The sequence below is a fragment of the Pseudomonas sp. 34 E 7 genome (assembly GCF_900005715.1).
Classification (GTDB): Bacteria; Pseudomonadota; Gammaproteobacteria; order Pseudomonadales; family Pseudomonadaceae; genus Aquipseudomonas; species Aquipseudomonas orientalis_A.
On the sequence record NZ_CVTX01000150.1, the window covers coordinates 105,672 to 128,529 of the forward strand.

Below are 22,858 nucleotides of genomic sequence, written 5' to 3' on the forward strand. Positions count from 1 at the left end.
TTTTATGGTTTCTGAATTTGGCTAGAGGCCGCGCCATTTAAGGCCTCGGCGCCATTGTGCGAATTTCCGTTTCTAGTCATGGTCGAGCGGTGAATCAGGTTGAAACCCTTCCCGTCTAACCAGTCGTGCCACTTGTTCAGCGCCTCACGCTTGAGCAGTTCCGCCGAGGTATGGATGTAGGTCTGCACGTTGCGGGTCATCGTGTGGTTCACCAGCATCTCGCCGATCAGGAAGTCGACGCCCAGGTCAGTCCAGCCGGTTCGGGCCACCTTGCGCAGGTCGTGACTCGTCCACTCACCCTTACCCAGGCGCGTGAACACAGCGCAGGCCTGGCTATCACTCATCGGGCCACGGATACGGGCGGGGAACAGGTAGGTGCCCTTGTAGCCCTTGGACGCCTGCCAGTCCCGGTACCGCTCCAGCAGCGCACAAACCTGATGGGTGAGCGGCAGGTGATGCTCACAGCGGGTCTTGGTGTTCTCGGTGGGAATGAACCACTCGCCCTGCTCACCCAGGGTCAGGTGGGACCATTGTGCTTGCCGGGTCTCGCCGGCGCGGGTGCCATGGCACAGCATCATCAAGGCCAGCATGCAGTCCTGCGGGTGCTGATCGAAGCCGTCGGCCAGTTGGCCTATGACTTGCTCGAGCTGCACCGCACGCAAGCGAGACGGCTTCGGCTGAATGCGGGCCTTGGTGAAGTCGGTGAACTTGAACCCGGCGATGGGGTTGGTGGTGATCAGGCGCAGCTTCTCAGCCTGGCGGAAGGCGACGACCAGCACGCCCCACATCAGTCGCACATAGGACAGCGACATTTCGGCCTGCATCGGCCACATAACCAGTTTGTCGAGCGTGGCCCGGTCAACGTCCTCCACCACCAAGGTGCCGAGCCGTGGTTTAAGATGGCATGAGATGATCGATGTGTTGGTGGAGCGGCGCTTCGCTGAGAGGCTGCGATCAACGGACTGGCGGCCAGTGAACCAGTCGAGCAGCTCGCCAACGGTGTGCAGCGTACCGGCAGCGGCGGATGCCTTGGGATCGGCGGCCAGGCGCTCGCGAATCTTGGGCAGCGCGCCGACCAACCCCTTCACAGGCAGCTGCGGAAACCCGGCGATCTTGTCCCACTTGTTGCCCGTCACCAGGTACCAGGTGCCGCGCTCGCGGTTTTGATGGAAGCGAAAATACACGCCCGGGTACCGAGCATCCCGCAGGTCACGGATACCGGCATTACCGGCCTGGCGCCGTATCTCGGCGTCGGTAAACGAGGTGAGCATTGTCTGGGTCATGCCGCAGCCCTGGTTTGTGGTTGGAGTAGGTAGGCGCGGATGGCCTCAATGGCGTCGAAGTGCCCACGGCAGACGATGGCCAGGTAACCTTGATCGGTCAGCGCCTGCAGGTATGCGTCCTGGGCCGGGGAAACGGCGGCGTCATGCGGCGCCGTGGCCTTGAATTCGATGTACAGCCCGAAGTACCCGCCGCGGGCCATCGGCAACACCAGGTCAGGCACGCCCGCTTTCACGCCCTGCTCTTTCAGCTTCATTGCCACCAGCTTGTGCCGGTGCCCGCCGTTCGGGACGTGGTAGATCAACTTGGCGGCGGCCGGATAGCGCAGGCTGATCTCCTTGATCAGCGCGGCCTGCTCAAGCCCCTCGCGGTCCACTGACTTGGCGCGCGTGGGCTTCGAGCTGAATGGCTTCGCGGTGAACGGCTTCAAAGCTTCACCTTCCCTTCGCGAATGAGGATGTCCTGGGTGCGCATCACGCCCTCTGCTAGGTAGAGGCGAACCTCATCTCGGGTCAACTGAACTGGCGATCGCAGGCGGCCGTCGGCGATGTCATGGCAGTACCCGCATGCCCAGGCGGCCTGGAAGTCGTTCGGCTTCATGCCAATACCGCAGGTGCCGCCAAGGCGGTAGTGCGCCAGGACAGTGGTGGACGGTTCGCAAGAGCAGCCAGGAAACCGAACCTGGCAGTCACGGTCGCGGGCCGCTTTGGTCAGGCGACTCATCGCGAACCGCCCGCGAGCTTGGCGCGAAGCTCGGCCAGAGCCCCCTTACCCACCTCAGGCGTGATTCGCCCGTCAACCTTGGCTGGCAGCGCCTTGGGCATTGGCTGAAGTGGCAGACCGTCAAGCAGGCGCCGAGTTGTTATCGTGTAGTTGCGCTCGAACAGCTTGAGGCTTAGCGCCGTTTCGAGCCTGTTCAGGCTCTCAAACCCGCACTCCTTGGCCGTGTGCCACACCGCGTCATGTGACCACTTACCCTGGCCAGCCATGCTCGGGTGAGCATTTCGCACGGCTTCGCGGTGAGCAGCTGCAAGCGATGGCAAACCCAGCATTTCGGGAGACGGCTTGCACCATTCGATGAATTGCCCAGGGCTCGGGATGAAATCAGATACCTGTTTGCGTGCCTTGATCATGCCGAATTCGATCTGCCCCTGAGTGCGGATGCCTTCGTCAAGGAACGCTTGCATCCACTGGACCTTGGCTGCGCGGTAGGTCTCCTTGTCGGGCCATGCTTGGCGCCAGGCTGAGCGGATCAGGCGAAGCTCAGTGAATAGGTCGTTGATCGCGGAGGCCATTTGGCGGCGGCCTTCGTCCTGGGGCGAAGCGCTTTCGTCGGCCGAGATAAATTCGCCTGCCTTGGGGTTGGCCCAAAGGCCCTGGGTTACGGCGGATACTTGCTTCATCATGATTGCACCCCGTTCTGCCAGTCAGTGCTGTCATCGTCGAAGTCGGAGGCTGGTACGGTCTTCTGCCGAATGGGCGTGACGTTGTTCGCTGCAGCGCGGACCTTGTCGTTGTTCACCCACTTGACCAACATGCTCACCCATTCGGCCTGGGTGTTTACTTGGTGTTGCGGTTCGTAGTGAGCAGTGAACGCGATGCGCACTTCTTCGGTGAACAGGTCGAGTGCCAGGCCACGGTGGAATGCGTAGGTGGTCAGTAACTTTTCGTCCGGCACCCAGTCGAGCGTCATCTCGCTGGGCATTCGAGGGTCAACAGGCTCCTGCGCAGAGATAGGGTTTTGATCTTCTCTTCTCTTCTCTTCTTTAGGTAACGCGCCGCTAACGCTTGAACCGTTACCTTTTGCGTTACTTGCCTTGTGGTTTGCCACACGCTTTGCCGTGAGAAGCCTGTTTTTAGAGGTCTTGCCGTTGTGACGGTCGAAATGAGGAAGGCTGATAACACCGTCCACCTCGATCATCCAGGCCACCGATTTCATGTGTTCGCAGAAACCGATAACCCCAACCAGACGATCAAGTAACTTTTTGCTAACGCTTGGAGCGTTACCATTTTCTGTTTGTTGGTCGAACCAGCCCCATACGCGCATCAGCTTTCCGACTACAGCATCGGGGTCGATATCGGCCAGGTCAGCGATCTGGCAGACCTCGGGCTTGTCCAAGGTGGTGAGTTCGAATTTGATCCAGTCGCCGGCCATTACGCGGCCTCCTGCAGAAGTTCAGCGAGGCGTGTGAGCCCCTTTGGGGTGATCATTGGATCGAACGCGGCGCGCTCTAGGCCGGTCTCTGGATCAGGCTTCAGGGCAGTGACCTTATGGGTCATATGTCCGGAAGTGATGCGCGGCTGGTACGCAACCCAGCGCTTGCATCCATGGCGGCGGAATATCCAACGATTCTGTTCGAGCCATGCAAAGAGCCGAGATGGTGCAATGCCAAGCTGTTTGGCCGCGTCAGTGATGCAGATAGCTCCGCCAGCGGCCGCCAAACGTTTGATAGCCGCAACCTTTGGCGCCTGGACTGAAACCAGGCGCTGTAGCTCACCGTTCTTTTCGGCCAGGTCTGCCGCGAGACGCAGGGCGTCTGGAAGAGTTTGAGGAATAGCTAAGTGTCGCGACACGCTTTCAAGTTCGCCAAGTCGTGTCACGACACGATGACGAAGCGGAATGCTGTAGCCGGTCAGTAGGTTTTCAGTGAGGATGCGGTCGAGTAGGAACTCGGCGGTGTAGCCGCGCCCATCCTTCTCTTCCTGAAGATGGAGCAAAGTTGCGCCATCTTTCTGAAGTGCATCACGCATCACGCGGATATCACGAATGACGTCCTTGTGTTGCTTGCCAGTGAGATCAGCGATCTCACGGCTCGACATGGTGACGGTATTGCTTGGAGCAACAAGTGTGTTCATAATGGCCCCACAAGTTTTTTTGCTGTTGAAAGGACCGCCCTGCCAGGCGGTTTTTTTATGCCTGCGATTCAGGCGGCCTTCAGCGATTCGCGAAGGATGTGCAGCGCTTCGATTGCTTCCTGAATTGCTTTCTCGCCCTGTGCCTTTTCGTGCTGGCTGATGTGGTTGTCAGCGGCCGCATCGAAGATCAATCGACCGACGTCACCGCACTCGGCGGACAGGTGGCCCAGGGCCATCATCAACGGTTTGGCCGCAGGCTTCTCACGGGCGACCAGCTCATAACCAAACTTGTCCGCGAGTGCCATCAAGGGCCGCATGTCGCCGGTATGCAGCAAGACACCGAACAGATGCTCGATGGTCAGGTGGTGAGCGGAGTTATCCGGGTTCGAGCGCTGCAGCAGGCTCACATGCGCAAGACACATCTTCCCCGCCAGCTCCTCTGCCCCACTTTCCTTGATGGTGGTGTGGCAAGCCCTCAAGAAATCTTCCATTCGTAAAACCTCAAATTTGTTTCCGTGGCGCCCTTGAGATACTCGGGCGATCATTGGCTCATCGATCAGGCCGCCGAGTCGTTCATCGGCTGAGCTGGGTCGTCTTCACGTCGGGCAACAAGTTGACCCGCAGACTCTTTTTCGAGAACGCATTGCATTGGGTAGGAAAAGCCTCCCGCCGTACGGCACTGCGATACCCGGCTACCGGTCACGCGAAGGGCGTCGCCGATAGCGCGGCCAGTGCCGAAATATTTCAGGGCTTCGTCGTAGGTCATGGTTCGTCTCCAGGGTCTTTGGCGAGTTTAGAGTTCTTAACAACACAAGGCAAGTTATCTAAACAGGGAACTGTTTAGAATCCTAAATATGGAATTCAAAGATCGAGTTGCTAAGCGAATGAGGGAGCTGAGCCTCACCGCTACCGATATCAGCAAATTGACTGGTGTATCAAAGGCCACGGTCAGTTTTTGGGTGGGCGGAACTAATGGCGCCAAGGGCAAGAATCTGCTCGCCCTGGCGAAGGCATTGGAGTGCTCGCCGGACTGGCTATCGGAAGGGACAGGTCAGCCGGGTGATGCCGTGGCGGTCGATGGACCAAAGGCCGGCTCATCCAGCGCGGAGCTGGTAGCACACATGCTGGCGTCTAAGGCGGGTAAAAACCTATCGAACAAGGCGCGAGAAATGGTACTGGCCGCAGCGGTCGAGGCTGATATCACGGATGCGAATGATCAGTCCTACATTCCCGCGAATATTGCGTCGCTGCGCCCGCTCAAAGAAGAGATCCTGATTCCCCAGTACGACGTACGCGGGGCCATGGGCCATGGACAAGTGCCGGCCGACTATAACGAGGCGGTGCGTAACCTGGTGGTGCGAGAGGAGATGCTGCGCGAGAAAGGCGTAACCTATACGTCCACCACAGCTCTGGCGATGATCACCGGCTGGGGTCAGAGCATGGAAGGCACAATCAACGACAAGGATCTGGTCATTGTGGATCGTGGAATCGTCGAATTCATCGGCGAGGGTATCTATGTGGTCACCTGGCACCAGGAGCTATACATTAAGCGAATGATGCGACTGGACGAATACCACTACCGGCTTATATCCGACAACCCGCACTATGAAAACCAGACTGCGCGCATTGACGACGTTACGATCCACGCGAAAGTTTTATTAATTTGGAACGCCAAGAAGGCGTGATAGCAATTGGCCCTGGTGCTAGAATTACCTCCTTCTATGGGAGGGATGCCAATGCTTTTTCAGCTTCAGAAATTTTTCGCGATCCTAGCGCTCGCAACCTTGGCTGGTTGTGCTGCTGGTCCGACCCCGCAAGATATCGCGCAAGCTGACTACGGCTTCCCGGTTGAGCAGGATCAAGCGGAATCGCGGATCAAACAGTATTTCAGCCGTACTCTTAAAGACCCCTACTCTGCCCAGTACCAATTTTCCCAAGTGGAGAAAGGGTACATGGTTGGTAATGTCTTCGACGGTCGTAAGCTCTACGCTGGCTATCTTATCTCCGTCAACGTGAATGCGAAGAATAGCTATGGCGGCTACACAGGCGCCGAGGGATATCAATTCCTGTTCCAAAACGGCGCTATGGTAAAAGGGGTTTCTCGCCTTCCAAACGGCACGCTGTTTCCACTGTTCTGACCAGCGTTGATCTTGAAAGCCCGCCGAGAGCGGGCTTTTTTGCGCCTTTCAAAAAGGCGCTGGCTCTTCTTCAACTACCGAAAGCTCTTCATGTTGCTGAACGGCCGGGTCATTCTCAGTAGACGCTTCCCACTTCAAGGTGACGGCGCCGTCGTCATTGAACGTCATTTCTATGCCGTCGGTATCCGATAGCAGCCCCATCACTTCGTCCCACTCCCGCTCGCCGTCGTTGTCCAGGCGATGGATAGTTACCCAGCGCTGCTGCTGGGCGATTGGGTGATTAATCATTGATGATACGCGCAGCCCGAGACTCTCAAGACCAGTCATTACCACCCTCTCCTGCTGTTCCTGTCTTTTCTTTTTTGCCATTTCTAAGTCCCTTATAGCTGTATTTTTATACAGTAATTTGGCGATCATACCCTGCTGTTTTCCCACACGTAAACCACTAGTTACCGACATATCTCAAAGGCAAGCTTCGGCCTGCCTATTTAGTTTTCTTAAAATATATGTTGACGAATTTTGTTTAGTTTTCTAAATTGGCGACATCGCAGCGACTAACGAGGGACTGCGAAGGGCCTCAAGGCCTGAACCGCTCTTTAACAGTCAGCGCAACAAACAACAGACCGCATTGCCTCTACCGGCGACCGGCGAGCAGACAGGCCCGAAAGCCTGCCAACGATAGGGAAAACCCTGTACGGCTGCTCGATGGTGAAACGCCTGAACCGAGTGAGTGACCCGGCAAGCAATGCGCCCCGCCCCTTCCGGCGGCAATAGGAGGGAAAGCATCACTTCTGCACCTTGGAAACAGGGTGCAGCGGGATGACAACCGAGAGGTAACAGCCCATGAAGCACGCAACAGCAATCTCCCAGCTCGAAACCCACGCATCCAACTGCGAAAACAACGCAGCCATCCAGGAGCGCGAAGGCGAACACGAAAGTGCCGCCACCAACCGTTCCAACGCTGCCGACTACCGCCAGGCAATCGAAACGCTACAGGCCGAATAAGCATCACTTCTGCCCATTCAACGAGTGGGCAGCGGGATGAAAAACGAGGGCAAGAAGAGATGATCATCATCAAAGATGAGTTCGCAGGCGGTGCACAGGTAAGCATGGAGATGGACAAGAACGCGGGTGAACTGTTTGTTTTTTATTGCCCTGCCGGACAGGGGTGCAAAGTCAACAAGTGGCCGCTCGATAGCTACCACATGCCTATTGCAATGGCGCATTACGCGGAATGCTGCGCGCTGGAAAGCGCAGCCTAAACAACCAGCGCCACGACAGCCTGTCGTTAACTGCCCGAGCACCTGGTACTCCCCAGCACCAGGCCGCATCGGGATGTGATCTGTTTGCCCCGCAATGGGTGGGCCCAGTAATGGGAAGCCGGAGCGGAGGAATATGGGAGGCGAAAGCCAGTAAGCCGGGCAGCCCAGACCGGACGACAGATCACACCCCGATGCGGACGAACATACGGCACGCGCCGGCCACCTGCATCCAACAAGCCTAGAGAACGGTAGCCACTGCCAGCCCAGTGAGCGAACAGAGGGAGGATTGGCAGCCATGTGAACCACAACGAACCCTAGACGCCACAGCGTCGACCGCGTGACGTAGGGAGGTCTACGAAGCGCACTGAAAGCCCGGTTTCGACTGGGCTTTTTTACGACTGGCCTTTACCCGTCAGCACCCTCCCCTGGGCCCACCGGCACCCGCCAGGCGGTCAGGGTGCTGACGAATAAACGCAACCACAACCAAGGAGTCGGCATGAACCCAGCCATCCAACAAAGCCAAGCCGTTCTGCAGGCCCTGCGGGAACGTGTTTCGCTTTCCACTTCGGAGATGTACATGAAGATCGGTCGCGAACAGCCAGTGAAGGTGCCGCGCTTCAACGTGGTGCCGCTCGGCAAGAACCTGTTCGATGAGGTGGAGCGCTCCACAGGCGTTTCCCGCGGTGCACGTACCGGCCACGACGGTGCTTGCCAGTACGCCGATCAGCTCGAGCGCAACGCTGACTTTTTCAGCGCAGTCACGGCCACGTCGAAGCGCTTCGGATGGCGAATGGCGCGCTGGACGGCCGGCTTCTCGGCGCTGCTTGTGCTGTTCGCCTACTACGGTGCACAGCCATGATCGGCGAGCCAATGCCGGATCCACGGCGGTCGATCATCGACGAGCTGAAACAGCAGCTGGACGCCTTCTTCGGTTCAGGCAAGACAGACCAGGTCATCCCGAACGGTGTTGGCGTCGATGGTCCCTACAACGGCACCACGGCTCACCATGAGCGCCTGCGCAAAGAACGCGACAAGCTGGCACCGTCCGTACGCGCAGAAGCAGCCAAGGGTGTCGTAGCCAGCGTGGCAGCGAAGAACCTGAAGATGCACATCAAGCGCGTGACACTGATCGCCCAGGAGAACGGCTTCAAGTTCGCCGACACCCCATGAGGCGGATCAACAACCAAGTGCGACAACGCCGGCGGCAGGCATGGCTTGATTTGCCAGCACATGAAATCGAAGGGGTAGGCCATGGCCAAGGACAACGCGCAGATCCAGCGGGACAAGCGCTTGAAAGAGAAGGCGCTGCTCGACAGGATCGGCGCCGAGAAGCGAACGCTGATTGTCTCGAAAGCGCTCGATGACGCGCTTCAAGTGCTGGGTGAGCGTCACGACTTTGAGGAATGGCAGGAAACGGTATCAACCTTCCTGATCAATCTGGCGGCAGCACCCGCCGAAGTGTCGGCCCGTTTCGTGAACATGTCGCGACCTGATTTCGAGATAACAGAAAAGCAGTCGCGACAGCTTGAAGAATTCAGCAAGACCGGTATCGAACCAGCATAACCCACCCTACTCGCTGCATCCGGTAACCGGAGGGCGGCGCCTGACTGGAGATAATCCATGGACGATCAGTTCTACCTACAAGACAGCCGCAGTCACGTCGGTGATGGCCTGACCTTCCACGGAAAGGAGCACCGCGGCTACTACACCGACTTGGACAAGTGCGAGCTGTACACCAAAGAAAAGGCCTGCGGGCACCGTGACACCGACATCCCATGGCCGAAGCAGTACATCGACGAACGCGCCCATTATGGCGTCGACTGCCAGTTGATGGACGAACAAGCCAGCAACTCCATGCTGGAGCCAGGGTGCCGCGTCTACCTGCAAGTGCCAGGCAGTTGGAACGGCAATGACGTCTACTGGATCGGCTGGAGCAGGGGTCAAGTCACCGCCGATCTTGGCCGCGCCTGCAATCTGAATCTGGAACAATCGCGGATTGAGTTCGCCGCCGAACTCACAGCCGGAACGCGAAAACTATGGTCTGCCGACTACATAGATTCCATTCGCCGACGGTTGGTTTGGCGCCAGGACGTTGATCTTAAGCAGGCACTCCGAGGCACCGGCATCAAATTAGCGAAACCGAAAAAACCACGGGGAGAAGTTTTCAACTGTGGCGGTTGCGGCCGTTTCGTCAGCGACATGCAGCGCTATCGCGAAGACTGCCGGAACTGCGGGGCAAGCAACACGCCTTGAGTGTATTAAGCCTATAGAGTGGGCGCTGATCCAATCGGGAGCAAATCTCCAAACCCCCATACCGCTGTCCCGATGAGTACCACCGCGATCGCGATTCGACCGAACCAGACAAGCTGCGAATAGTACCGTGCTCGCGTGGCTGTATAGCTGTTGTCAACCATCATGCCCGGGGTCAAGACCCCCATCATGTCCGCTGATTTTAAGTGAGCAAGAAACGCAATACCCGCCATTACTGCGCCAGACCGGGAAATCCAAAGACTCGGTTTATCCAGAGTGGAAACCAGTATTAGCGTGGCGATTGGAGTGGCTAACGCCAATAGAGTGTAAAAAATGAACCACCTCCTATGTTTAAGAATTTCTTTCTCATAGAGGCACTCAACTGCACCCATCTGTTTCTCCTCGATCCGGCTCCATGCCGGTCACCCGTAATACCCCATATCAGCGATATAATGCCAGATTGGCGAGGGTTATGTGCCAATGGAGAGCTAATAAATAACATCTACTATCCATCGGCATCCCTCTTGCCCATCACCGCCTTGTAGAGAGCAGCAAACAGCGCCGTAACAACGGCAAAAAGAACAGTCCCAATTCCCCCTAAGATCCACTTTTGCATATCGTAGATACGATCAACCTCTACAGCAACTGCCACTCTATTAGCCTCGATAGACTTCGCCATATTTTCTTGATCCTTGCGAAGCATTGGAATTGATAATGCTTTTTCGGGATTATCAGAGATTGAACGTTCCAAAACTGAAAGTCTCGAGTCGATTTTTATGACGCTTGACTCAAGCGCGGAATACTGCAAGTAATCAAGACCTTGAGAATTATCAGTCTCCCGCTGTTTAGCGATCAACGTCTTGGCTCTCTTAAAAACACTTTCCCAATCTGGAATTTCGGACCTTAGTTTGTCAACTTGATCTGATGTCGCAAATTTTTTCGGCAACGCACCGCCCATCAGATCACTTAAGGCGGATGTCTTTTTATCCCAGTTTAGAAACTGGTAAGTGACGGCTATCGTTGATGAAAGAACACCTAGAAGAGCGACGGATAGTGTAGCAAGTCTTACACTCCTGAACCTCTGTTCGTAATCCAACCTACGTCCTTCCAGATGCTCCGTCCCAAATAGTTGGGCATGTGAGTCACCTTTCGTTTCGCTCTGAATTCTTCGTATGGCATCGGCCATCGCTTCATCACTTACTTCGCCCATGGACATTCACCCGATGTTTATAGATATCAAGGATACCTTATGCCCATTATCTATGGCAGCGTCTGCACTGGAATCGAGGCAGCGACAGTAGCCTGGCACCCGCTGGGCATGAAGGCCGCCTGGTTCGCCGAGATAGAGCCTTTCCCCTCGGCGGTCTTGGCCCACCACTACCCCGACGTGCCGAACCACGGCGACATGACCAAGTTGGCCGCCCTGGTGCTGGCCGGCAAGATACCGGCGCCGGACGTGCTGGTCGGCGGCACCCCATGCCAGGCTTTCTCGGTCGCCGGTATGCGGGAAGGCCTCACCGACCCGCGCGGCGCCCTCACCATCAAATACGTGGAGCTTGCAGATGCAGTTGACTATGTTCGCGCCGGCCAGCGAATGCCCGGACGGCCCCCGCTACAAGGCGATCGGCAACAGCAAGGCCGTCACCGTGGTTCGCTGGATCGGCAGGCGCCTTCTGCATCAGATCACAACCAGCCCGTACGGATGATCATATCGACCAGCCGAATAATGGCGATGACCAGGTCTATCACTTTGGTAAGTTTTTTCATCTTGAGCTTCCTTGGAAGACTCAAAGCCAACGATATGGCTTCGTAGTCTATAAGTGCCCAATTAATTCAAAGCTCGGCCGACCCTTCCTCTTGGGTTTTTTCCAACTCCCCCACTCAACCGCCCGGGCATGGCCCGGCAAGGACTACCCGTGATCAACCTGTTCTGGCGCTTTGTCGCCAAGCTGCTTGCGCGCCCGGCGGTTGCCGCCTGGCTCATCGCCCGCGCCCAACGCACCCCATACCTGCACATCATGTCCGCCGACGGCACTGAGATGTACATGGGCCGCTGGTGGCTGTTCAACCCCTACTCCCGCGAAACGCACAAGCCCGCGCTGTGGTGGTGCCCGTGGTCGTTCCGCATCCACCACATCATGCGGCACGACCAAGACCAGGACCTGCATGACCACCCTTGGAACGCCCGCACCGTCATCCTGCGCGGCTTCTACAAAGAGCAGCGCCGGCATACATGGGAGTCCGGAGGACACACCGATATTAATTACTGGCGAGAGCCTGGCGATACCGCGAGCCTGCGGCACGGTGAGTACCACCGAATCGATGAAGTCTCACCCGGCGGCGTCTACACCCTCTTCATCACCAGCAAGTGGCGTGGTGACTGGGGCTTTCTGGTCAACGGCGTGAAGGTGCCATGGCGCACCTACACCGGCACAGACAATTGAGGTCATGAGCATGAGTAAGCCAATTCAAACAGTTGAAGAGCTGGACGCCGTGCTGCACTGGCGCGGCAAGCATGCTCAGGCGATCCGGGAGCGTGACGCCCTTCAGCAGCGCCTGACCGCAGCGAATGAGAGGAATGACTTGGCAATTGACCTGATCCGGCGCGCACGCGCAGTCATTGAGGGTGGCGGGTGGGCGGACCTTGAAAGGGATATCGCCAAGTTCTTCAAGCCAGCAGATGGTGACGGCAAGCCTTGCGCCTGCCCAGGCTGCGATTCTGCAAGGCGTGCCAGCTCGCCGTTTTGCGTAGCCCACCGCTCCGCAAAAAGCCGAACGCGTGCGCAAGACCCGCTCACGGCGGAAGGCCTTGAATGGTTGATGCAAGGCGACGGGAACCAGCAGTGAAACCCAACTCCCCGCCTAATGCTGGTGCCTGCTGGCACTGGCACAACTGATTTGCTGAGGTGATTTATGGCGAGTGCGCCGAAGCCAACCCATTTTTTTTACGAATGCCGCACCTGCAAAAAACGGATCAATCAACCCATTTTTCCAGTCGCTGAAGAAACGCCTATCCCAACTTGCTGCCGGGAATCGCGTCGCGACATGGCATTTAAAGGAGCAGGGCTTTATGTCTAACCAAACGATTGACGGCGTTCTGCGTGAGGATCTGGAGCTGGTATTGATCCACGGGCATTCGACCACCGAGTCTAAAGAAGCTTGGGATCGACTGCGCGCCCTATTGGAGGCTGAATCGGCACCTTGCGCAAAATCGCAAGTTGAAGGTAAGCGTGAGCGATTCCAGAAGTGGGTGATGGCAACCAAGCACCCGGTCTACGGTTTCCTCGATGGTCGATCCCTGGCCCGTGGAGACGACCGAACCGGTTACGCCGACGAGTATGTGCAGGGTCTGTGGGTTGCGTATCTGGCGTTCGGCGCCGAGCAGCTCGCGCCGATAGCAGCGGTGCTAGACGAGAGAGATGAATTCGTGTCCTGGGTGCGCCAAGAGTGGCCGCAGGCGCCACTCAGCAATGTTCGCGACCTGCTGCCGAAAGACGACCCGCGTTACGGCGAGTATTGCGACGAAGCTCTCCAGCGAGCTTGGGTTGGCTGGCAGGCAAGGGCTGCAGTAATCGCTAAATCCTGAAAAGAGTACATCCGTACTCCACCCGCAAAACCTGTAACCCCTCCCCCTTCAAAGTCAGCCGCTATAGCGGCAAGGACGAGCTCGACCATGGAAAAGATAAAACTCGGCCCGGACCATTATCGCTACGTCGACGAGCTCGACCCGAAAGGCCTGGAAGTCACCTGCAAAAAGTACGTGGTTATCGGCGAAACCGATCAGTGCTGGTACATCGTGGAGGAATTCCACAACAACCTCTTCGGCGGCCCGCATCGTGAATCGATGCTGAAGCAGTACCGCAAACGCGTGCTGAAGGATGGTGGCGATCACGGGCGGCGATTCGCCTACACCAACAGGGCTCTGGCGCTGCGCTCGTACAAAGCCCGGAAGTCCTGGCAGTTGCGGCATGCCCATTTGTCGATCGAGCGAGCTCAGGCGGCCATCGCGTATTTCGGCGACGCCAAGACCGAAAGCGCCGTGCCGACTGATCGCCTGATTATTCCCTGCGAATACATCCAGGCCATGAACTGGAGTGAATGCTGATGAGCGGGCGCGCGGTTCACCTATACCCATGGGATGGCGGAACCGAGGCAGATCAGGATCCGCCGGAGCACGTCTACTGCGGCACAGACGGCGACATGGCCGACGAACAGCTCACCAATGACTGGCGGTACGTCACCTGCAAGCGCTGCCTCAAGATCCACGAAAAAGAGCTGGCCGCGCGAGCAGCGGACGACCGAGACCAGAAGGTCAAGCTCTTCGACGAAGCCCAGGCCATCACAATCACCCTCGGCCACCGGAACATCTCAACGGCAATAAAGGCTTTGATAAGGGAGCGCGACGAACTCAGGCATGAGCGCGAAAACCTGCGCTTAGACCGGGACGGCCTACTGGAAGCAGGAGCGCACTTACTATGATCGCCACCCTCTGGTTCGCCTACGTCTTCATCTACAAGGGGCCAAGGCCATGAATCCCTTCCTGATCACCGGCCCGGCACAGATCGGCGTCTCCGGAGGCCGAACCAGCGGGCAGATGCTACGCAAGATCCTCGACGCCCACGGCGGAAAGCTCCCTGCTGATGTTCACGCCTTCTTCCAGAATACCGGTAAGGAGAGCGAAAAAACGTTGGTGTTCATTGATCAGATAGACAAGCGATGGAACGTCGGTATCGTCTGGATGGAGTGGTGCCGAGTGTACGGCCAGCCTGACGATGCGCCGTGGTACAAGCTGGTTAATTTCGAGACGGCCAGCCGCAATGGCGAGCCCTTCACGATGATGCTCGAGTACTACGCGGCATACCGAAAAGACGTCAAGAACCTTCCTCCGGTGTTGCCGAACTTCTCGAACAACATGTGCACGGCTTACCTGAAGGTGAAAATCGGCGAGAAGCACATGCGCGCCCTGGGCTACGACGAGTGGGACTGCGTTGTTGGCATCCGCTACGACGAGCCTAAGCGCTATCACCGCATGATGGCTGCCAACGAACGCGGCGGCACACGATGGGACAACCTTTGCCCCTCTTACACCGCAGGCATCACGAAGGAGGACGTTGCGGAGTTCTGGAAAGCTCAGCCGTTCGATCTGGGCATGGATTCTGACTTCGGAAACTGCGACCTGTGCTGGAAGAAAAGCGAAGGAAAGCTGATAAAGACCATCATCGACGACCCGTCCCGGGTGATCTGGTGGTCGGGCACCGAAGAACGCTTCGGCCAGGTGTTCCGCCAAGACCGAGCCGATTACAAAACGATGGGCTGGTCAGCTGAGCAGCGCGCCAGGCAAACCGACTTCGATTTTGACTATCTCGCCGAAGACATCGACTGCTTCTGCGGCGACTAACCCCAATCCCCCTACATACCTGCCGGTGCGGTACTTCATGGCAATTGACTATCGACCCATCGCTCAGCCGCCGCCATCGCATCATCAATAGCGGACGGGTAGTCGGGCCAAGGTCCCATCAGCTCAGCTGCGACTTCGCCCAGGCCATGAATGGGCGCCGGCTCGATGATCTTCGCAGCGACCGGTGCTTTGTCGTTAGGGCGCCGCCAGACGAACTTGAGAAACATCGTTTGGCCGCGGTACGCGTGCGCAATTGGCGCATCTAGTTGATGGGGCACGCGCCCTCCTGGCGACTGGGTGGAATGAATATCCGTTTTACACCCATCCAAAAGACACAGATATCCGGGCAAAACGCCATTACTCCAATCCCCTATATGCCTGCCGGTGAGCGGCGGGCGAGGTATTCCTATGTCTGAACAAATCATTAAGTCGATGGAGCAGCTTATCGAAATCGCTCAAGAGCATGCCGTTCTGAAAGGGCAAGTTGCAGCGCTCACCAGTGCAAGTTTGGATGCAGTAAGGATCTGCACCGACCACATGGATGAAAACCTGAAATTGAAAAAAGCCTTGAGCGGGATGCTGTTCGCCTTCGATGACGGCGTAGGTCGGAACTGGTCTGCTGACCTACTGGACTACGCCAGAAAACTCACCCCAGCTGCCGAATTCAAAATCTAACCCACCTTCTGCCGCCCAGCGCGGCAAGGACACCACATGTTCGCAATCAAACTCACCCTGATCCTGCTGGGGCTGTCCGTGTACCTAATCTGCACCGTCGTAGGCTTTGTCGTGGGCATCCCTGCCCTGCTCGAATCCGGCGGAACAGCGGAAATCATCGCGGCCTTTGGCGGCTTCATCACCTGGCTGCTGATCAGCTTCGGCATGGCAATCCACATCATCAAGACAGCGCGGCCCACGGCCGGAGCGAGGTAGAGTATGGATATTCATTTTCTGTCGCACGAGGAAGTTTGCACGCTCACGGGCGCAAAAACTAAAGCTGGCCAGGTGCAGGTTCTCAAAAGAAACGGAATTCGCCACACCATCAAGCGCAGCGGCTGGCCTTGCGTCATTGCCAACGCCCTCACCGGCGAACCGGTTGCAGCATCAGCAGAAAAACCGAAATGGCAGCCACGCCTGGTGAGTTAAATGGGAAGGAAGCCAACAAACCCTGACAGCGTCACACGCCTCAGGAAGCGCAAGCAACGCAGCGGGACCATCTATTACTACTACGATCTCGGAGGCACGCCCAGAAAAGAGATCGCCCTGGGCAGCGACTACGGAATAGCTATCGTGGAGTACGCAAAGCTCGAAAAGAGCCGCGCGTCCTCGGCCCTGGTACAGGGCATACTCACCTTTGCCTACGTTGCGAACATTTACATGCTCGAGGTGGTGCCCACCAAAGGGTTGGCCACGCAGAAGGATAACGCCAGAGAGCTGAAGCAACTGCTGAAGTTCTTCGACGATCCGCCAGCACCGCTGGAAGCGATCGAGCCGCAGCACGTCGTACAGTACCTGCGCCAGCGCGGCAAGACTGCGCCAGTGCGAGCCAATCGCGAGAAGGCGTTACTTAGCGCCATCTGGAACTTTGCCCGCAGCAGCGGCTATACGGCCTTGGCCAACCCGTGCGCCGGCGTTAAGGGTCACAAGGAATCTGGACGAGATCAATACATCGAGGACGAGATGTTCGCCCTGGTGTATCAGCACGCTGAACAGCCGCTACGGGACGCGCTCGATTTGTTCTACCTGACCGGGCAGCGCATCGCTGACACCCTGAAAATGGATGAGCGAGACATCCGCGACAACAGGCTGGCCGTAAAGCAAGGCAAGACCAATGCAAAAAGGAGAATTGAGATAACGGGTGAGCTGAAGGTTGTGATTGATCGAATCATGGCCAGGAAGGATGGGTACCAGATCAGGACAAGCAGGCTCATCGTTATGGAAAACGGGCAGCCAATGACCAGCAGCATGCTGCGCGGAAGGTTTGACGCGGCACGGGAAGCAGCCGGTGTTGAGAAAGGAGATTTTCAGATGCGCGACTTGCGCGCTAAGGCAGGTACCGACAAGGCAGAATCGAGCGGCGACATTTTGCAAGCTCGTGATCAGCTCGGGCACACCACCGTGGTCATGACCGAGAACTACATCCGCAAAAGGATCGGCAAAAAGGTCACGCCGACGAGGTGAATTCTGCACCGCAATCATTTTCGCCCCCTTGAAAACAAAGGGCTGCAAGGGTGAGGAATATAACTCATAGCGGTGCAGAATTGACGCTATATGCTTGTTTTTAAACGATTAAATTGCGGACTTAAAATCCCCCGCCTGTAAAGGCGTCCCGGTTCGACTCCGGGTTCGGGCACCATAGATATCAAGGGCTTGCCGGGGAAACCTGGGCAGGCCCTTATCTTTTGTGCTCCGCGATGATTAGACCCACATAACCCGTCGCGCTAATTAATCCAGGAACCGCTCTGCACCCGCGTCTGATGCAAGCAAGCTGAACTGGTGGAGGCTTAAAAACTTGCCCTCCTTCAGCTCAACGTCACGAAGCGTTCCTTCAAGGTGAAACCCAAGTTTTTTCAAAAGCGCGCAGCTGGGCTCGTTATCGGGCTCTACGTCTGCGTGGATACGATGGAGGCCCATATTGCGCAAGCCGTACCGCACAACTGACGGCAGAGCTTCAGTCAGAAGGCCTTGTCGCCAGTGCTCTGGCATCAACCAATAGCCGATTTCAGCCTTGCGGTGCTTGTGGCACCAATCATTCAGGCCGCATGCTCCGATCATTGCGTCATCGGTCTTCAGGGCGATAGCCCACCACATTCCAGTCTTCTGCACGACTATGTGCTCGAACCACCTCATCTGCTCATCGGTAGCAGCCAGGCTTGCATAGGAAACACCGTACTGAGCGACCACACGGGGATCCGACAGTCCTGCGTAAACAGAGGCAACATCCCCAGGGCGGACTTTTCTCAGCTTGATTCTCCTGAGCGAGAATTCTGGAAATTCTTCAGACAATTTATGGCTCACTTTTTTCTGACGCGGCTCCATGCCGGTTCCTGTAATACCCCATATCACTACACCGCCTCGCTAATCAAAAGCACTTTCTCCACAAACTCTCCATCAAGCCTTGCGCAAAAGCACACATTGGGTAAGTACCATTGCATCCGCTGCGGGACATCCGCCATTTGCAACGATAACGCTTAAAACCCAACTATCAGCATGCGGGCAAAACCCTACCTCTGCGCTCAGAAGATCCATCCTTATTGAAAAAATAAAATAACCATACAGAACCGCTACCTACGATGCGGTTCTTGCAATTAACCACATGCCCCTAAAGCTTCGAACAGCCATTTACTACCAGGTGAAGAACATCAAGCCTTTTATCAGACTTAGAACAAGTAGGACTAGGTTGGCTCTTTCGCTAATAGTGCTATTGGTGCTTGCCGGTTGCTCCGTGGCGCCGCTGCCTCCGCTGAACCCGGCGCCGCCTGACGCATGGCGTAACTCACGTCCCTACACCGCGCCTGCACACCCGGAGTTCAAGCAATGGTGGCATGCGTTCGGTGATCCCGAGCTGGACGCATTGGTGATTCGCGCCTTACAGAAAAACCTGGATGTTGCCGAGGCAACAGAGCGATTACGGGCAACACGAATACTCAGTCAGCGCGCGCAGTCGCCCTATTTGCCCGCACTGGGAATAAAAACCACCGATGCCGTCAGCCCCGACACCAGCACGTCTTACTTGCTCCTGGGGCTCGACGCACAATGGGAGCTCCCGTTGTTTGGGGCAAAACAGAGTGCCGATCGTCTTGCCCATGGCCATGAAGCGCTGATGACGGGCGACTTACGCACGGTACGCGTGTCATTGGTCGCAGAGGTGAGCAGTCGTTGGATCGAACTGCGCGCGGCGCAGCAGCTTGAAGCCACTTTGAGCGCCATTGAGCAAGTGCAACGTAAAAAGCTGGAATTATTGCTTGTTCGCGAGCACCTGAATCTCACCGCCTCGACTGAAATTGCAAAGGCGCGTGCCGAACTGGCGCGTTCCACAATGGCGCTGAATGCACCACGACAAACCATAAACCGAAGCGCGCAACAGTTAGCGCTACTGGTCGGACAAAGCGAGCCGGATCCGCTGTGGCTGCAGCCCGGCCCCCCACCCAAACTGGGGCCTTGGCAGCTGACCAGCTTACCGGCTGACCTATTGCGAACGCGGCCTGAAATCAGTATTGCCGAAGCTCAGGTACTCATTGCCGCGGGCGAACTGGGTATGAGTCGGGCCGATATCTATCCGCGTATCAGTTTGGGTGCGTCATTGCAGTGGTCAGTCAATATTGCCAGCAACCGCAAACGAACGCGCAGTGGCGACAGCATCTTCTCGGCCGGACCTGGGATAAGTATCCCGTTGTTCGACTGGGGTCAGCGATTGGCCAATGCACAGGCCAAGGACCATCAACTGCAGGCCGCGGTCCTGGCCTATCAACAATCCGTATTACAGGGCGTCGCTGAAACCGAAACCGCGCTGGGAGACCTCGAACAGTTGCGTGTGTATGAACAGTCGTCCCTGCACGCGTTAACCGAATCTCAAGCTTACCTTGACGCGCTGGAGCAACGCGCTCGATTGGGTTTACTGAGTGAACTGGACATCGACGATGCGCGGATTGAGAAGCTGAACGCCCAGCAACAGGTGGCTCGCGCCAACGCCGAGCGAGGTTTGGCCTACATCACGTTGTACAAAGCATTAGGCGGTGCGCCATTGCCGGCAGATACCCTGAAGGACATTGACTGATGGTTGCCCTTGCGCGTCAAACGCTCCTCTACGAATGGCGCCGGTTCCTTCCCGCGATTATTGCGGTGGGTTTTGCCGGATTGCTGCAATTGCTCCAGGTGGGTCTGGTGACGGGAATCTTCAGTAGCGCCAGTGTTTATATCACCCGCTCCGCCGCTGATCTCTGGGTGGGATTCCCAGGCACTCAAAGCGTCAACCTGGGCCGAACGATAGACGCCGGCGTGGAGATGCGTCTGCGCATGGATCCCGACATCACCAGGGTTGAGCAATTTCAATGGCTGGATGCCGATTGGCGAGGCGCACGCGATACCGGCGGTGTCTCGGTATTTGTCTCTGGTATTGAGACAGGGCCACGTGGATTGATGTTTCAGCAACTACTGGCTACGCCGCTACGCGCGCTTTTGAACGAGCCGGGAGCCGTCATCGTCGACCGCGCCGACCTGGTCACCCTGGGCGTCAATCTGGGGGACGTGGCCACCATTAACGGCCGTCGCGTGCACGTCGTGGGCATCACCGGCGGACTGCGGGCGTTGGGGGGTGTGAATGTGCTGACGTCGTTGTCCACCGCCCGGCTACTCGATACCGCCATCGCCAGTGACCGCACCACCTACCTGGTGGCCAAAGTGCGCGATCCGGCCCAGGCGGATGCGGTTGCCGGTCGTCTCGAAGGGGCGACGGCGTTCGGCAGCTACGCGGTCTGGACTGCAGAGCAATTTGCTCATCGCTCACAGATGTATTGGATTTTCGACACCGGGGCCGGGGCTGGGGTGTTGTTCATGGCCGCCATCGTATTTTTGGTCGGTGCGGTGATTACCAGCCAAACCCTGGTGGCCGCAGTGGCCGGTTCCATTCGTGAATACGCGACCTTGAACGCGCTTGGCGTCGGCGTCAACGCGCTGCGCAAAGTGGTGATGGAGCAAGCGTTCTGGGTCGGGGCGATCGGCCTGCTGGGCAGCAGCATCCTGGCTTGCGGATTGTTCGCCATCGCCTGGCATTTCAACGTTCCCGTGGAAATTTCACCCGCTGCGGTGGGGGCTTGCCTGCTGCTAAGCATGATTCTGGCGCTGGTATCCGGACTGGCAGCCATTCGAACCTTACGTCAAGCCGATCCGGCGAGTCTTCTGAGATAGGCCTTATGAAACCGTTAAGATCAGCAATTCCAGCCACACTTCAGGCAAGCAATATTCGCAAATCCTTTATAGCGGGTGGCGTGACTACGGCTGTGCTGCATGATGTCAATCTGGCGATAAGGCCAGGCGAGCTGACGTTGATCTCAGGACCGTCCGGCTGTGGCAAGAGTACGTTACTGGCAATTCTCAGCGGCTTGCAACGGCCGGAACAAGGCCGCGTTACCGCGCTGGGGCATGACCTTGGGAAACTCGATACCCATGAGCTGGAAAAATTTCGCCTGCAACACACGGGATTTATTTTCCAGGGTTTCAATCTGTTTCCTGCCTTGAATGCGCTGCAACAGGTCGAGCTGCCCCTGAGCTACCTCGGTCTCTCGGCCAAGGACGTCACCAGACGTGCTACCCAAGCCTTGGAAGACGTTGGCCTGGGGCCGCGCATGCACCTGCGTCCTTCCGAGTTGTCCGGCGGTGAAAAGCAGCGCGTCGCCATTGCGCGAGCCGTGGCAAAGGAACCTGAACTGCTGTTCGCCGACGAACCCACCAGCGCATTGGATGCGGCCAACGGCCAGATCATTATCGACATACTGCACAAGATTGCGCGCAATCGAGGCACAACGGTGTTGTGCGTAAGCCATGACCCACGACTGATAAATCATAGCGACCGTGTCTTGACCATTGAAGACGGTCGAATCCTGGCTGACCACGCCTCTTTCTCCCACGCAATCAACATCGTCAGTAAAAAGGAACATGTGTTATGAATCCGGGTTCGTTTCGGCCATTGCTGGCACTGGTTCTCGCCCTGGGTCTTACCGGCTGCGGTATGGAAGACACCTCTTCAGGCGCAGTGCCTGCCGCCCCTCCCTACCTGGCCATCGCGCGCGGCCGTCTCGATGTTGAAGGCGGGGTCTTGAAGCTTGGCACGCAGCGAGAGGGTGTCGTGAAAAAAATCTGGGTAAGCGAGGGCGATCAGGTACGTAAAGGCCAATTGCTAGCCTCCCTGGACAGCGAACTTGCGCAACTGGCCGTCAGTGCGGCGCAGGCCGAGCAACAACAACTCGAGGTTCGCGCCAAGCAATTGGCCAGACACTTCAAGGCCGCTGATCTAAAGGCCAAACGGTTGACGACCGCTGCAAGCGTCGGGGCCGGCGATCAACAGAGTGCTGACGATGCGCGTGAAGCTGCGCAGCAGTTGCACGATCGCATTGAAGATAATGACGCGGACGCAGCCGTCACCAAGAGAAAACTGGCCAGTGCGCGCTATGAACTGGAACAGCGCAATATTGTTTCACCCGCGGATGCGCAGATTGTTCGTAGTTTTGTTCAACTGGGCGCGTCTCTCTCCGCGTCATCAGGACCCGCATTCATATTATTGCCCACTACAGAGCGCATCATACGGGCCGAGTTGAACGAGTCATTTATCGGCATCGTTGTCCCGGGTATGAAGGCACAAGTCACCGATGATACCGGCAGCGGACTACCGGCCATATCTGCCCATGTACTGCGTGTCAGCCCTGTGTTTGGTAATAGCACGCTTGAGGACGATCCGCAGACACGCGGTAATCTGCGTACCGTCGAATGCATATTGGTGCTCGATCAGGCGGTGCCCGCTTCCGTACGTATAGGACAAAGGATGTTGGTACATTTTGGCGTTGATCGCAGCCAGCGCAAACGCTTCCATAGCCCTTTTCCCGCTGATGCGGAATAACGCACTCGCTTCTGCCTGCGGCATGTCGCTTGTGCGCCAACGCCGCTACGCAGGCTTCCCGATA

General features: G+C 57.1%; 34 protein-coding genes and 1 pseudogene. 23 read left to right on the plus strand and 12 right to left on the minus strand.

Features of this window, described 5'->3' with window-relative positions:
* Nucleotides 1-2: 2 nt before the first annotated feature.
* The 8 genes from BFP96_RS17845 to BFP96_RS17880 form a co-directional block, all read right to left on the minus strand.
* Nucleotides 3-1,283: a tyrosine-type recombinase/integrase gene (locus BFP96_RS17845; protein ID WP_065936711.1), complete on the minus strand. Its 1,281-nt coding sequence runs from the start codon at nt 1,281-1,283 to the stop codon at nt 3-5.
* Nucleotides 1,280-1,711, minus strand: a complete 432-nt coding sequence (locus BFP96_RS17850; RefSeq protein WP_065936712.1) for a VRR-NUC domain-containing protein — start codon at nt 1,709-1,711, stop codon at nt 1,280-1,282. The genes BFP96_RS17845 and BFP96_RS17850 overlap by 4 nt, the downstream gene beginning before the upstream one ends.
* Nucleotides 1,708-2,004, minus strand: coding sequence for a DUF1364 domain-containing protein (locus BFP96_RS17855; RefSeq protein WP_065936713.1), 297 nt, complete (start codon nt 2,002-2,004; stop codon nt 1,708-1,710). The genes BFP96_RS17850 and BFP96_RS17855 overlap by 4 nt, the downstream gene beginning before the upstream one ends.
* Complete coding sequence (locus tag BFP96_RS17860; RefSeq protein ID WP_256549100.1) at nt 2,001-2,687, minus strand: replication protein P; 687 nt, start codon at nt 2,685-2,687, stop codon at nt 2,001-2,003. Before BFP96_RS17860 ends, BFP96_RS17855 begins: the two co-directional genes overlap by 4 nt.
* Nucleotides 2,684-3,436: a DnaT-like ssDNA-binding domain-containing protein gene (locus tag BFP96_RS17865; protein WP_065936714.1), complete on the minus strand. Its 753-nt coding sequence runs from the start codon at nt 3,434-3,436 to the stop codon at nt 2,684-2,686. The genes BFP96_RS17860 and BFP96_RS17865 overlap by 4 nt, the downstream gene beginning before the upstream one ends.
* A complete protein-coding gene (locus BFP96_RS17870) occupies nt 3,436-4,137 on the minus strand; it encodes a phage antirepressor KilAC domain-containing protein (protein ID WP_083216657.1) in 702 nt (233 codons plus the stop codon). Before BFP96_RS17870 ends, BFP96_RS17865 begins: the two co-directional genes overlap by 1 nt.
* 68 nt (nt 4,138-4,205) lie before the next feature.
* Nucleotides 4,206-4,628: a phage regulatory CII family protein gene (locus tag BFP96_RS17875; protein ID WP_065936716.1), complete on the minus strand. Its 423-nt coding sequence runs from the start codon at nt 4,626-4,628 to the stop codon at nt 4,206-4,208.
* 65 nt (nt 4,629-4,693) lie between these two features.
* Nucleotides 4,694-4,903, minus strand: coding sequence for a hypothetical protein (locus BFP96_RS17880; RefSeq protein ID WP_065936717.1), 210 nt, complete (start codon nt 4,901-4,903; stop codon nt 4,694-4,696).
* Between the two features lie 88 nt (nt 4,904-4,991).
* On the opposite strand from BFP96_RS17880, the gene BFP96_RS17885 reads away from it, so the two are divergent.
* Both BFP96_RS17885 and BFP96_RS17890 read left to right on the plus strand, forming a co-directional pair.
* Nucleotides 4,992-5,822, plus strand: a complete 831-nt coding sequence (locus BFP96_RS17885; protein WP_065936718.1) for a S24 family peptidase — start codon at nt 4,992-4,994, stop codon at nt 5,820-5,822.
* A gap of 51 nt (nt 5,823-5,873) precedes the next feature.
* Complete coding sequence (locus tag BFP96_RS17890) at nt 5,874-6,275, plus strand: hypothetical protein (protein ID WP_065936719.1); 402 nt, start codon at nt 5,874-5,876, stop codon at nt 6,273-6,275.
* A gap of 48 nt (nt 6,276-6,323) precedes the next feature.
* Here the strand turns inward: BFP96_RS17890 and BFP96_RS17895 are convergent, their stop codons facing one another.
* Nucleotides 6,324-6,644, minus strand: a complete 321-nt coding sequence (locus BFP96_RS17895) for a DUF1654 domain-containing protein (RefSeq protein ID WP_065936750.1) — start codon at nt 6,642-6,644, stop codon at nt 6,324-6,326.
* A 474-nt stretch (nt 6,645-7,118) separates the two neighbouring features.
* Here BFP96_RS17895 and BFP96_RS30935 point away from each other — a divergent pair, with 474 nt between their 5' ends.
* The 6 genes from BFP96_RS30935 (at nt 7,119) to BFP96_RS17920 (ending at nt 9,790) form a co-directional block, all read left to right on the plus strand.
* Nucleotides 7,119-7,280 (plus strand): hypothetical protein, encoded by a 162-nt coding sequence (locus BFP96_RS30935; protein ID WP_170876026.1) that lies wholly within the window; start codon nt 7,119-7,121, stop codon nt 7,278-7,280.
* Nucleotides 7,281-7,339: 59 nt separating this feature from the next.
* The gene (locus BFP96_RS17900) at nt 7,340-7,537 is read left to right on the plus strand and encodes a hypothetical protein (RefSeq protein WP_065936720.1); all 198 of its coding nucleotides are present in this window, start codon (nt 7,340-7,342) and stop codon (nt 7,535-7,537) included.
* 496 nt (nt 7,538-8,033) lie between these two features.
* Entirely contained in the window at nt 8,034-8,396 is a 363-nt protein-coding gene (locus tag BFP96_RS17905; protein ID WP_065936721.1) for a hypothetical protein, read from the plus strand.
* On the plus strand, nt 8,393-8,707 hold the full coding sequence (locus BFP96_RS17910) for a hypothetical protein (RefSeq protein ID WP_065936722.1): 315 nt from the start codon (nt 8,393-8,395) through the stop codon (nt 8,705-8,707). Before BFP96_RS17905 ends, BFP96_RS17910 begins: the two co-directional genes overlap by 4 nt.
* A gap of 81 nt (nt 8,708-8,788) precedes the next feature.
* On the plus strand, nt 8,789-9,100 hold the full coding sequence (locus tag BFP96_RS17915; RefSeq protein ID WP_065936723.1) for a hypothetical protein: 312 nt from the start codon (nt 8,789-8,791) through the stop codon (nt 9,098-9,100).
* A 57-nt stretch (nt 9,101-9,157) separates the two neighbouring features.
* Nucleotides 9,158-9,790 carry a hypothetical protein gene (locus BFP96_RS17920; RefSeq protein ID WP_065936724.1) on the plus strand — a complete coding sequence of 211 codons (633 nt, stop codon included), beginning with the start codon at nt 9,158-9,160 and terminating at the stop codon, nt 9,788-9,790.
* Nucleotides 9,791-10,292: 502 nt separating this feature from the next.
* On the opposite strand, the gene BFP96_RS17930 is transcribed toward BFP96_RS17920, so the two are convergent.
* Nucleotides 10,293-10,997, minus strand: a complete 705-nt coding sequence (locus tag BFP96_RS17930) for a hypothetical protein (RefSeq protein WP_139113417.1) — start codon at nt 10,995-10,997, stop codon at nt 10,293-10,295.
* Nucleotides 10,998-11,036: 39 nt separating this feature from the next.
* Here BFP96_RS17930 and BFP96_RS29315 point away from each other — a divergent pair.
* The 7 genes and pseudogenes from BFP96_RS29315 to BFP96_RS17965 form a co-directional block, all read left to right on the plus strand.
* Nucleotides 11,037-11,387: pseudogene (locus tag BFP96_RS29315) on the plus strand (DNA cytosine methyltransferase); the annotation flags it as partial.
* Nucleotides 11,388-11,703: 316 nt separating this feature from the next.
* Complete coding sequence (locus tag BFP96_RS17940; protein ID WP_065936728.1) at nt 11,704-12,231, plus strand: hypothetical protein; 528 nt, start codon at nt 11,704-11,706, stop codon at nt 12,229-12,231.
* A 10-nt stretch (nt 12,232-12,241) separates the two neighbouring features.
* A complete protein-coding gene (locus BFP96_RS17945) occupies nt 12,242-12,634 on the plus strand; it encodes a hypothetical protein (RefSeq protein ID WP_065936729.1) in 393 nt (130 codons plus the stop codon).
* A gap of 73 nt (nt 12,635-12,707) precedes the next feature.
* The gene (locus BFP96_RS17950) at nt 12,708-13,373 is read left to right on the plus strand and encodes a hypothetical protein (protein ID WP_139113418.1); all 666 of its coding nucleotides are present in this window, start codon (nt 12,708-12,710) and stop codon (nt 13,371-13,373) included.
* An 87-nt stretch (nt 13,374-13,460) separates the two neighbouring features.
* Complete coding sequence (locus BFP96_RS17955; protein ID WP_065936731.1) at nt 13,461-13,892, plus strand: hypothetical protein; 432 nt, start codon at nt 13,461-13,463, stop codon at nt 13,890-13,892.
* Complete coding sequence (locus tag BFP96_RS17960) at nt 13,892-14,266, plus strand: hypothetical protein (RefSeq protein ID WP_139113419.1); 375 nt, start codon at nt 13,892-13,894, stop codon at nt 14,264-14,266. Before BFP96_RS17955 ends, BFP96_RS17960 begins: the two co-directional genes overlap by 1 nt.
* A 49-nt stretch (nt 14,267-14,315) precedes the next feature.
* On the plus strand, nt 14,316-15,185 hold the full coding sequence (locus BFP96_RS17965; protein ID WP_065936733.1) for a hypothetical protein: 870 nt from the start codon (nt 14,316-14,318) through the stop codon (nt 15,183-15,185).
* A 35-nt stretch (nt 15,186-15,220) separates the two neighbouring features.
* Here the strand turns inward: BFP96_RS17965 and BFP96_RS17970 are convergent, their stop codons facing one another.
* On the minus strand, nt 15,221-15,463 hold the full coding sequence (locus BFP96_RS17970; protein WP_065887091.1) for a hypothetical protein: 243 nt from the start codon (nt 15,461-15,463) through the stop codon (nt 15,221-15,223).
* Between the two features lie 130 nt (nt 15,464-15,593).
* On the opposite strand from BFP96_RS17970, the gene BFP96_RS17975 reads away from it, so the two are divergent.
* The 4 genes from BFP96_RS17975 to xerC are packed head-to-tail and all read left to right on the plus strand — an operon-like array spanning nt 15,594 to nt 17,363.
* Nucleotides 15,594-15,860, plus strand: a complete 267-nt coding sequence (locus BFP96_RS17975) for a hypothetical protein (protein WP_065936734.1) — start codon at nt 15,594-15,596, stop codon at nt 15,858-15,860.
* Nucleotides 15,861-15,896: 36 nt separating this feature from the next.
* The gene (locus BFP96_RS17980; RefSeq protein ID WP_065936735.1) at nt 15,897-16,115 is read left to right on the plus strand and encodes a hypothetical protein; all 219 of its coding nucleotides are present in this window, start codon (nt 15,897-15,899) and stop codon (nt 16,113-16,115) included.
* 3 nt (nt 16,116-16,118) lie between these two features.
* Entirely contained in the window at nt 16,119-16,328 is a 210-nt protein-coding gene (locus BFP96_RS17985; RefSeq protein WP_065869984.1) for a DUF4224 domain-containing protein, read from the plus strand.
* On the plus strand, nt 16,329-17,363 hold the full coding sequence (gene xerC / locus BFP96_RS17990; RefSeq protein ID WP_065936736.1) for a site-specific integrase: 1,035 nt from the start codon (nt 16,329-16,331) through the stop codon (nt 17,361-17,363). It abuts the gene before it with no gap.
* Nucleotides 17,364-17,627: 264 nt separating this feature from the next.
* On the opposite strand, the gene BFP96_RS17995 is transcribed toward xerC, so the two are convergent.
* The gene (locus BFP96_RS17995; protein ID WP_065936737.1) at nt 17,628-18,221 is read right to left on the minus strand and encodes a GNAT family N-acetyltransferase; all 594 of its coding nucleotides are present in this window, start codon (nt 18,219-18,221) and stop codon (nt 17,628-17,630) included.
* 277 nt (nt 18,222-18,498) lie between these two features.
* Between BFP96_RS17995 and BFP96_RS18000 the strand changes: the two genes are divergently transcribed.
* The 4 genes from BFP96_RS18000 (at nt 18,499) to BFP96_RS18015 (ending at nt 22,794) form a co-directional block, all read left to right on the plus strand.
* A complete protein-coding gene (locus BFP96_RS18000; protein ID WP_065936738.1) occupies nt 18,499-19,959 on the plus strand; it encodes an efflux transporter outer membrane subunit in 1,461 nt (486 codons plus the stop codon).
* Nucleotides 19,959-21,089 carry an ABC transporter permease gene (locus tag BFP96_RS18005; RefSeq protein ID WP_065936739.1) on the plus strand — a complete coding sequence of 377 codons (1,131 nt, stop codon included), beginning with the start codon at nt 19,959-19,961 and terminating at the stop codon, nt 21,087-21,089. The genes BFP96_RS18000 and BFP96_RS18005 overlap by 1 nt, the downstream gene beginning before the upstream one ends.
* Nucleotides 21,090-21,169: 80 nt before the next feature.
* Nucleotides 21,170-21,847 carry an ABC transporter ATP-binding protein gene (locus BFP96_RS18010; protein WP_256549102.1) on the plus strand — a complete coding sequence of 226 codons (678 nt, stop codon included), beginning with the start codon at nt 21,170-21,172 and terminating at the stop codon, nt 21,845-21,847.
* On the plus strand, nt 21,844-22,794 hold the full coding sequence (locus BFP96_RS18015; protein ID WP_065892124.1) for an HlyD family secretion protein: 951 nt from the start codon (nt 21,844-21,846) through the stop codon (nt 22,792-22,794). The genes BFP96_RS18010 and BFP96_RS18015 overlap by 4 nt, the downstream gene beginning before the upstream one ends.
* The last annotated feature ends 64 nt before the right edge of the window (nt 22,795-22,858 follow it).

Excerpts from the sequence above, each read along its gene's own strand:
- BFP96_RS17845 (WP_065936711.1), bottom strand. The coding sequence starts at position 1,283 with ATGACCCAGACAATGCTCACCTCGTTTACCGACGCCGAGATACGGCGC.
- BFP96_RS17855 (WP_065936713.1), bottom strand. The coding sequence starts at position 2,004 with ATGAGTCGCCTGACCAAAGCGGCCCGCGACCGTGACTGCCAGGTTCGG.
- BFP96_RS17860 (WP_256549100.1), bottom strand. The coding sequence starts at position 2,687 with ATGATGAAGCAAGTATCCGCCGTAACCCAGGGCCTTTGGGCCAACCCC.
- BFP96_RS17865 (WP_065936714.1), bottom strand. The coding sequence starts at position 3,436 with ATGGCCGGCGACTGGATCAAATTCGAACTCACCACCTTGGACAAGCCC.
- BFP96_RS17870 (WP_083216657.1), bottom strand. The coding sequence starts at position 4,137 with ATGAACACACTTGTTGCTCCAAGCAATACCGTCACCATGTCGAGCCGT.
- BFP96_RS17875 (WP_065936716.1), bottom strand. The coding sequence starts at position 4,628 with ATGGAAGATTTCTTGAGGGCTTGCCACACCACCATCAAGGAAAGTGGG.
- BFP96_RS17880 (WP_065936717.1), bottom strand. The coding sequence starts at position 4,903 with ATGACCTACGACGAAGCCCTGAAATATTTCGGCACTGGCCGCGCTATC.
- BFP96_RS17885 (WP_065936718.1), top strand. The coding sequence starts at position 4,992 with ATGGAATTCAAAGATCGAGTTGCTAAGCGAATGAGGGAGCTGAGCCTC.
- BFP96_RS17890 (WP_065936719.1), top strand. The coding sequence starts at position 5,874 with ATGCTTTTTCAGCTTCAGAAATTTTTCGCGATCCTAGCGCTCGCAACC.
- BFP96_RS17895 (WP_065936750.1), bottom strand. The coding sequence starts at position 6,644 with ATGGCAAAAAAGAAAAGACAGGAACAGCAGGAGAGGGTGGTAATGACT.
- BFP96_RS30935 (WP_170876026.1), top strand. The coding sequence starts at position 7,119 with ATGAAGCACGCAACAGCAATCTCCCAGCTCGAAACCCACGCATCCAAC.
- BFP96_RS17900 (WP_065936720.1), top strand. The coding sequence starts at position 7,340 with ATGATCATCATCAAAGATGAGTTCGCAGGCGGTGCACAGGTAAGCATG.
- BFP96_RS17905 (WP_065936721.1), top strand. The coding sequence starts at position 8,034 with ATGAACCCAGCCATCCAACAAAGCCAAGCCGTTCTGCAGGCCCTGCGG.
- BFP96_RS17910 (WP_065936722.1), top strand. The coding sequence starts at position 8,393 with ATGATCGGCGAGCCAATGCCGGATCCACGGCGGTCGATCATCGACGAG.
- BFP96_RS17915 (WP_065936723.1), top strand. The coding sequence starts at position 8,789 with ATGGCCAAGGACAACGCGCAGATCCAGCGGGACAAGCGCTTGAAAGAG.
- BFP96_RS17920 (WP_065936724.1), top strand. The coding sequence starts at position 9,158 with ATGGACGATCAGTTCTACCTACAAGACAGCCGCAGTCACGTCGGTGAT.
- BFP96_RS17930 (WP_139113417.1), bottom strand. The coding sequence starts at position 10,997 with ATGGGCGAAGTAAGTGATGAAGCGATGGCCGATGCCATACGAAGAATT.
- BFP96_RS17945 (WP_065936729.1), top strand. The coding sequence starts at position 12,242 with ATGAGTAAGCCAATTCAAACAGTTGAAGAGCTGGACGCCGTGCTGCAC.
- BFP96_RS17955 (WP_065936731.1), top strand. The coding sequence starts at position 13,461 with ATGGAAAAGATAAAACTCGGCCCGGACCATTATCGCTACGTCGACGAG.
- BFP96_RS17960 (WP_139113419.1), top strand. The coding sequence starts at position 13,892 with ATGAGCGGGCGCGCGGTTCACCTATACCCATGGGATGGCGGAACCGAG.
- BFP96_RS17965 (WP_065936733.1), top strand. The coding sequence starts at position 14,316 with ATGAATCCCTTCCTGATCACCGGCCCGGCACAGATCGGCGTCTCCGGA.
- BFP96_RS17975 (WP_065936734.1), top strand. The coding sequence starts at position 15,594 with ATGTCTGAACAAATCATTAAGTCGATGGAGCAGCTTATCGAAATCGCT.
- BFP96_RS17980 (WP_065936735.1), top strand. The coding sequence starts at position 15,897 with ATGTTCGCAATCAAACTCACCCTGATCCTGCTGGGGCTGTCCGTGTAC.
- BFP96_RS17985 (WP_065869984.1), top strand. The coding sequence starts at position 16,119 with ATGGATATTCATTTTCTGTCGCACGAGGAAGTTTGCACGCTCACGGGC.
- xerC (WP_065936736.1), top strand. The coding sequence starts at position 16,329 with ATGGGAAGGAAGCCAACAAACCCTGACAGCGTCACACGCCTCAGGAAG.
- BFP96_RS17995 (WP_065936737.1), bottom strand. The coding sequence starts at position 18,221 with ATGGAGCCGCGTCAGAAAAAAGTGAGCCATAAATTGTCTGAAGAATTT.
- BFP96_RS18000 (WP_065936738.1), top strand. The coding sequence starts at position 18,499 with ATGCCCCTAAAGCTTCGAACAGCCATTTACTACCAGGTGAAGAACATC.
- BFP96_RS18005 (WP_065936739.1), top strand. The coding sequence starts at position 19,959 with ATGGTTGCCCTTGCGCGTCAAACGCTCCTCTACGAATGGCGCCGGTTC.
- BFP96_RS18015 (WP_065892124.1), top strand. The coding sequence starts at position 21,844 with ATGAATCCGGGTTCGTTTCGGCCATTGCTGGCACTGGTTCTCGCCCTG.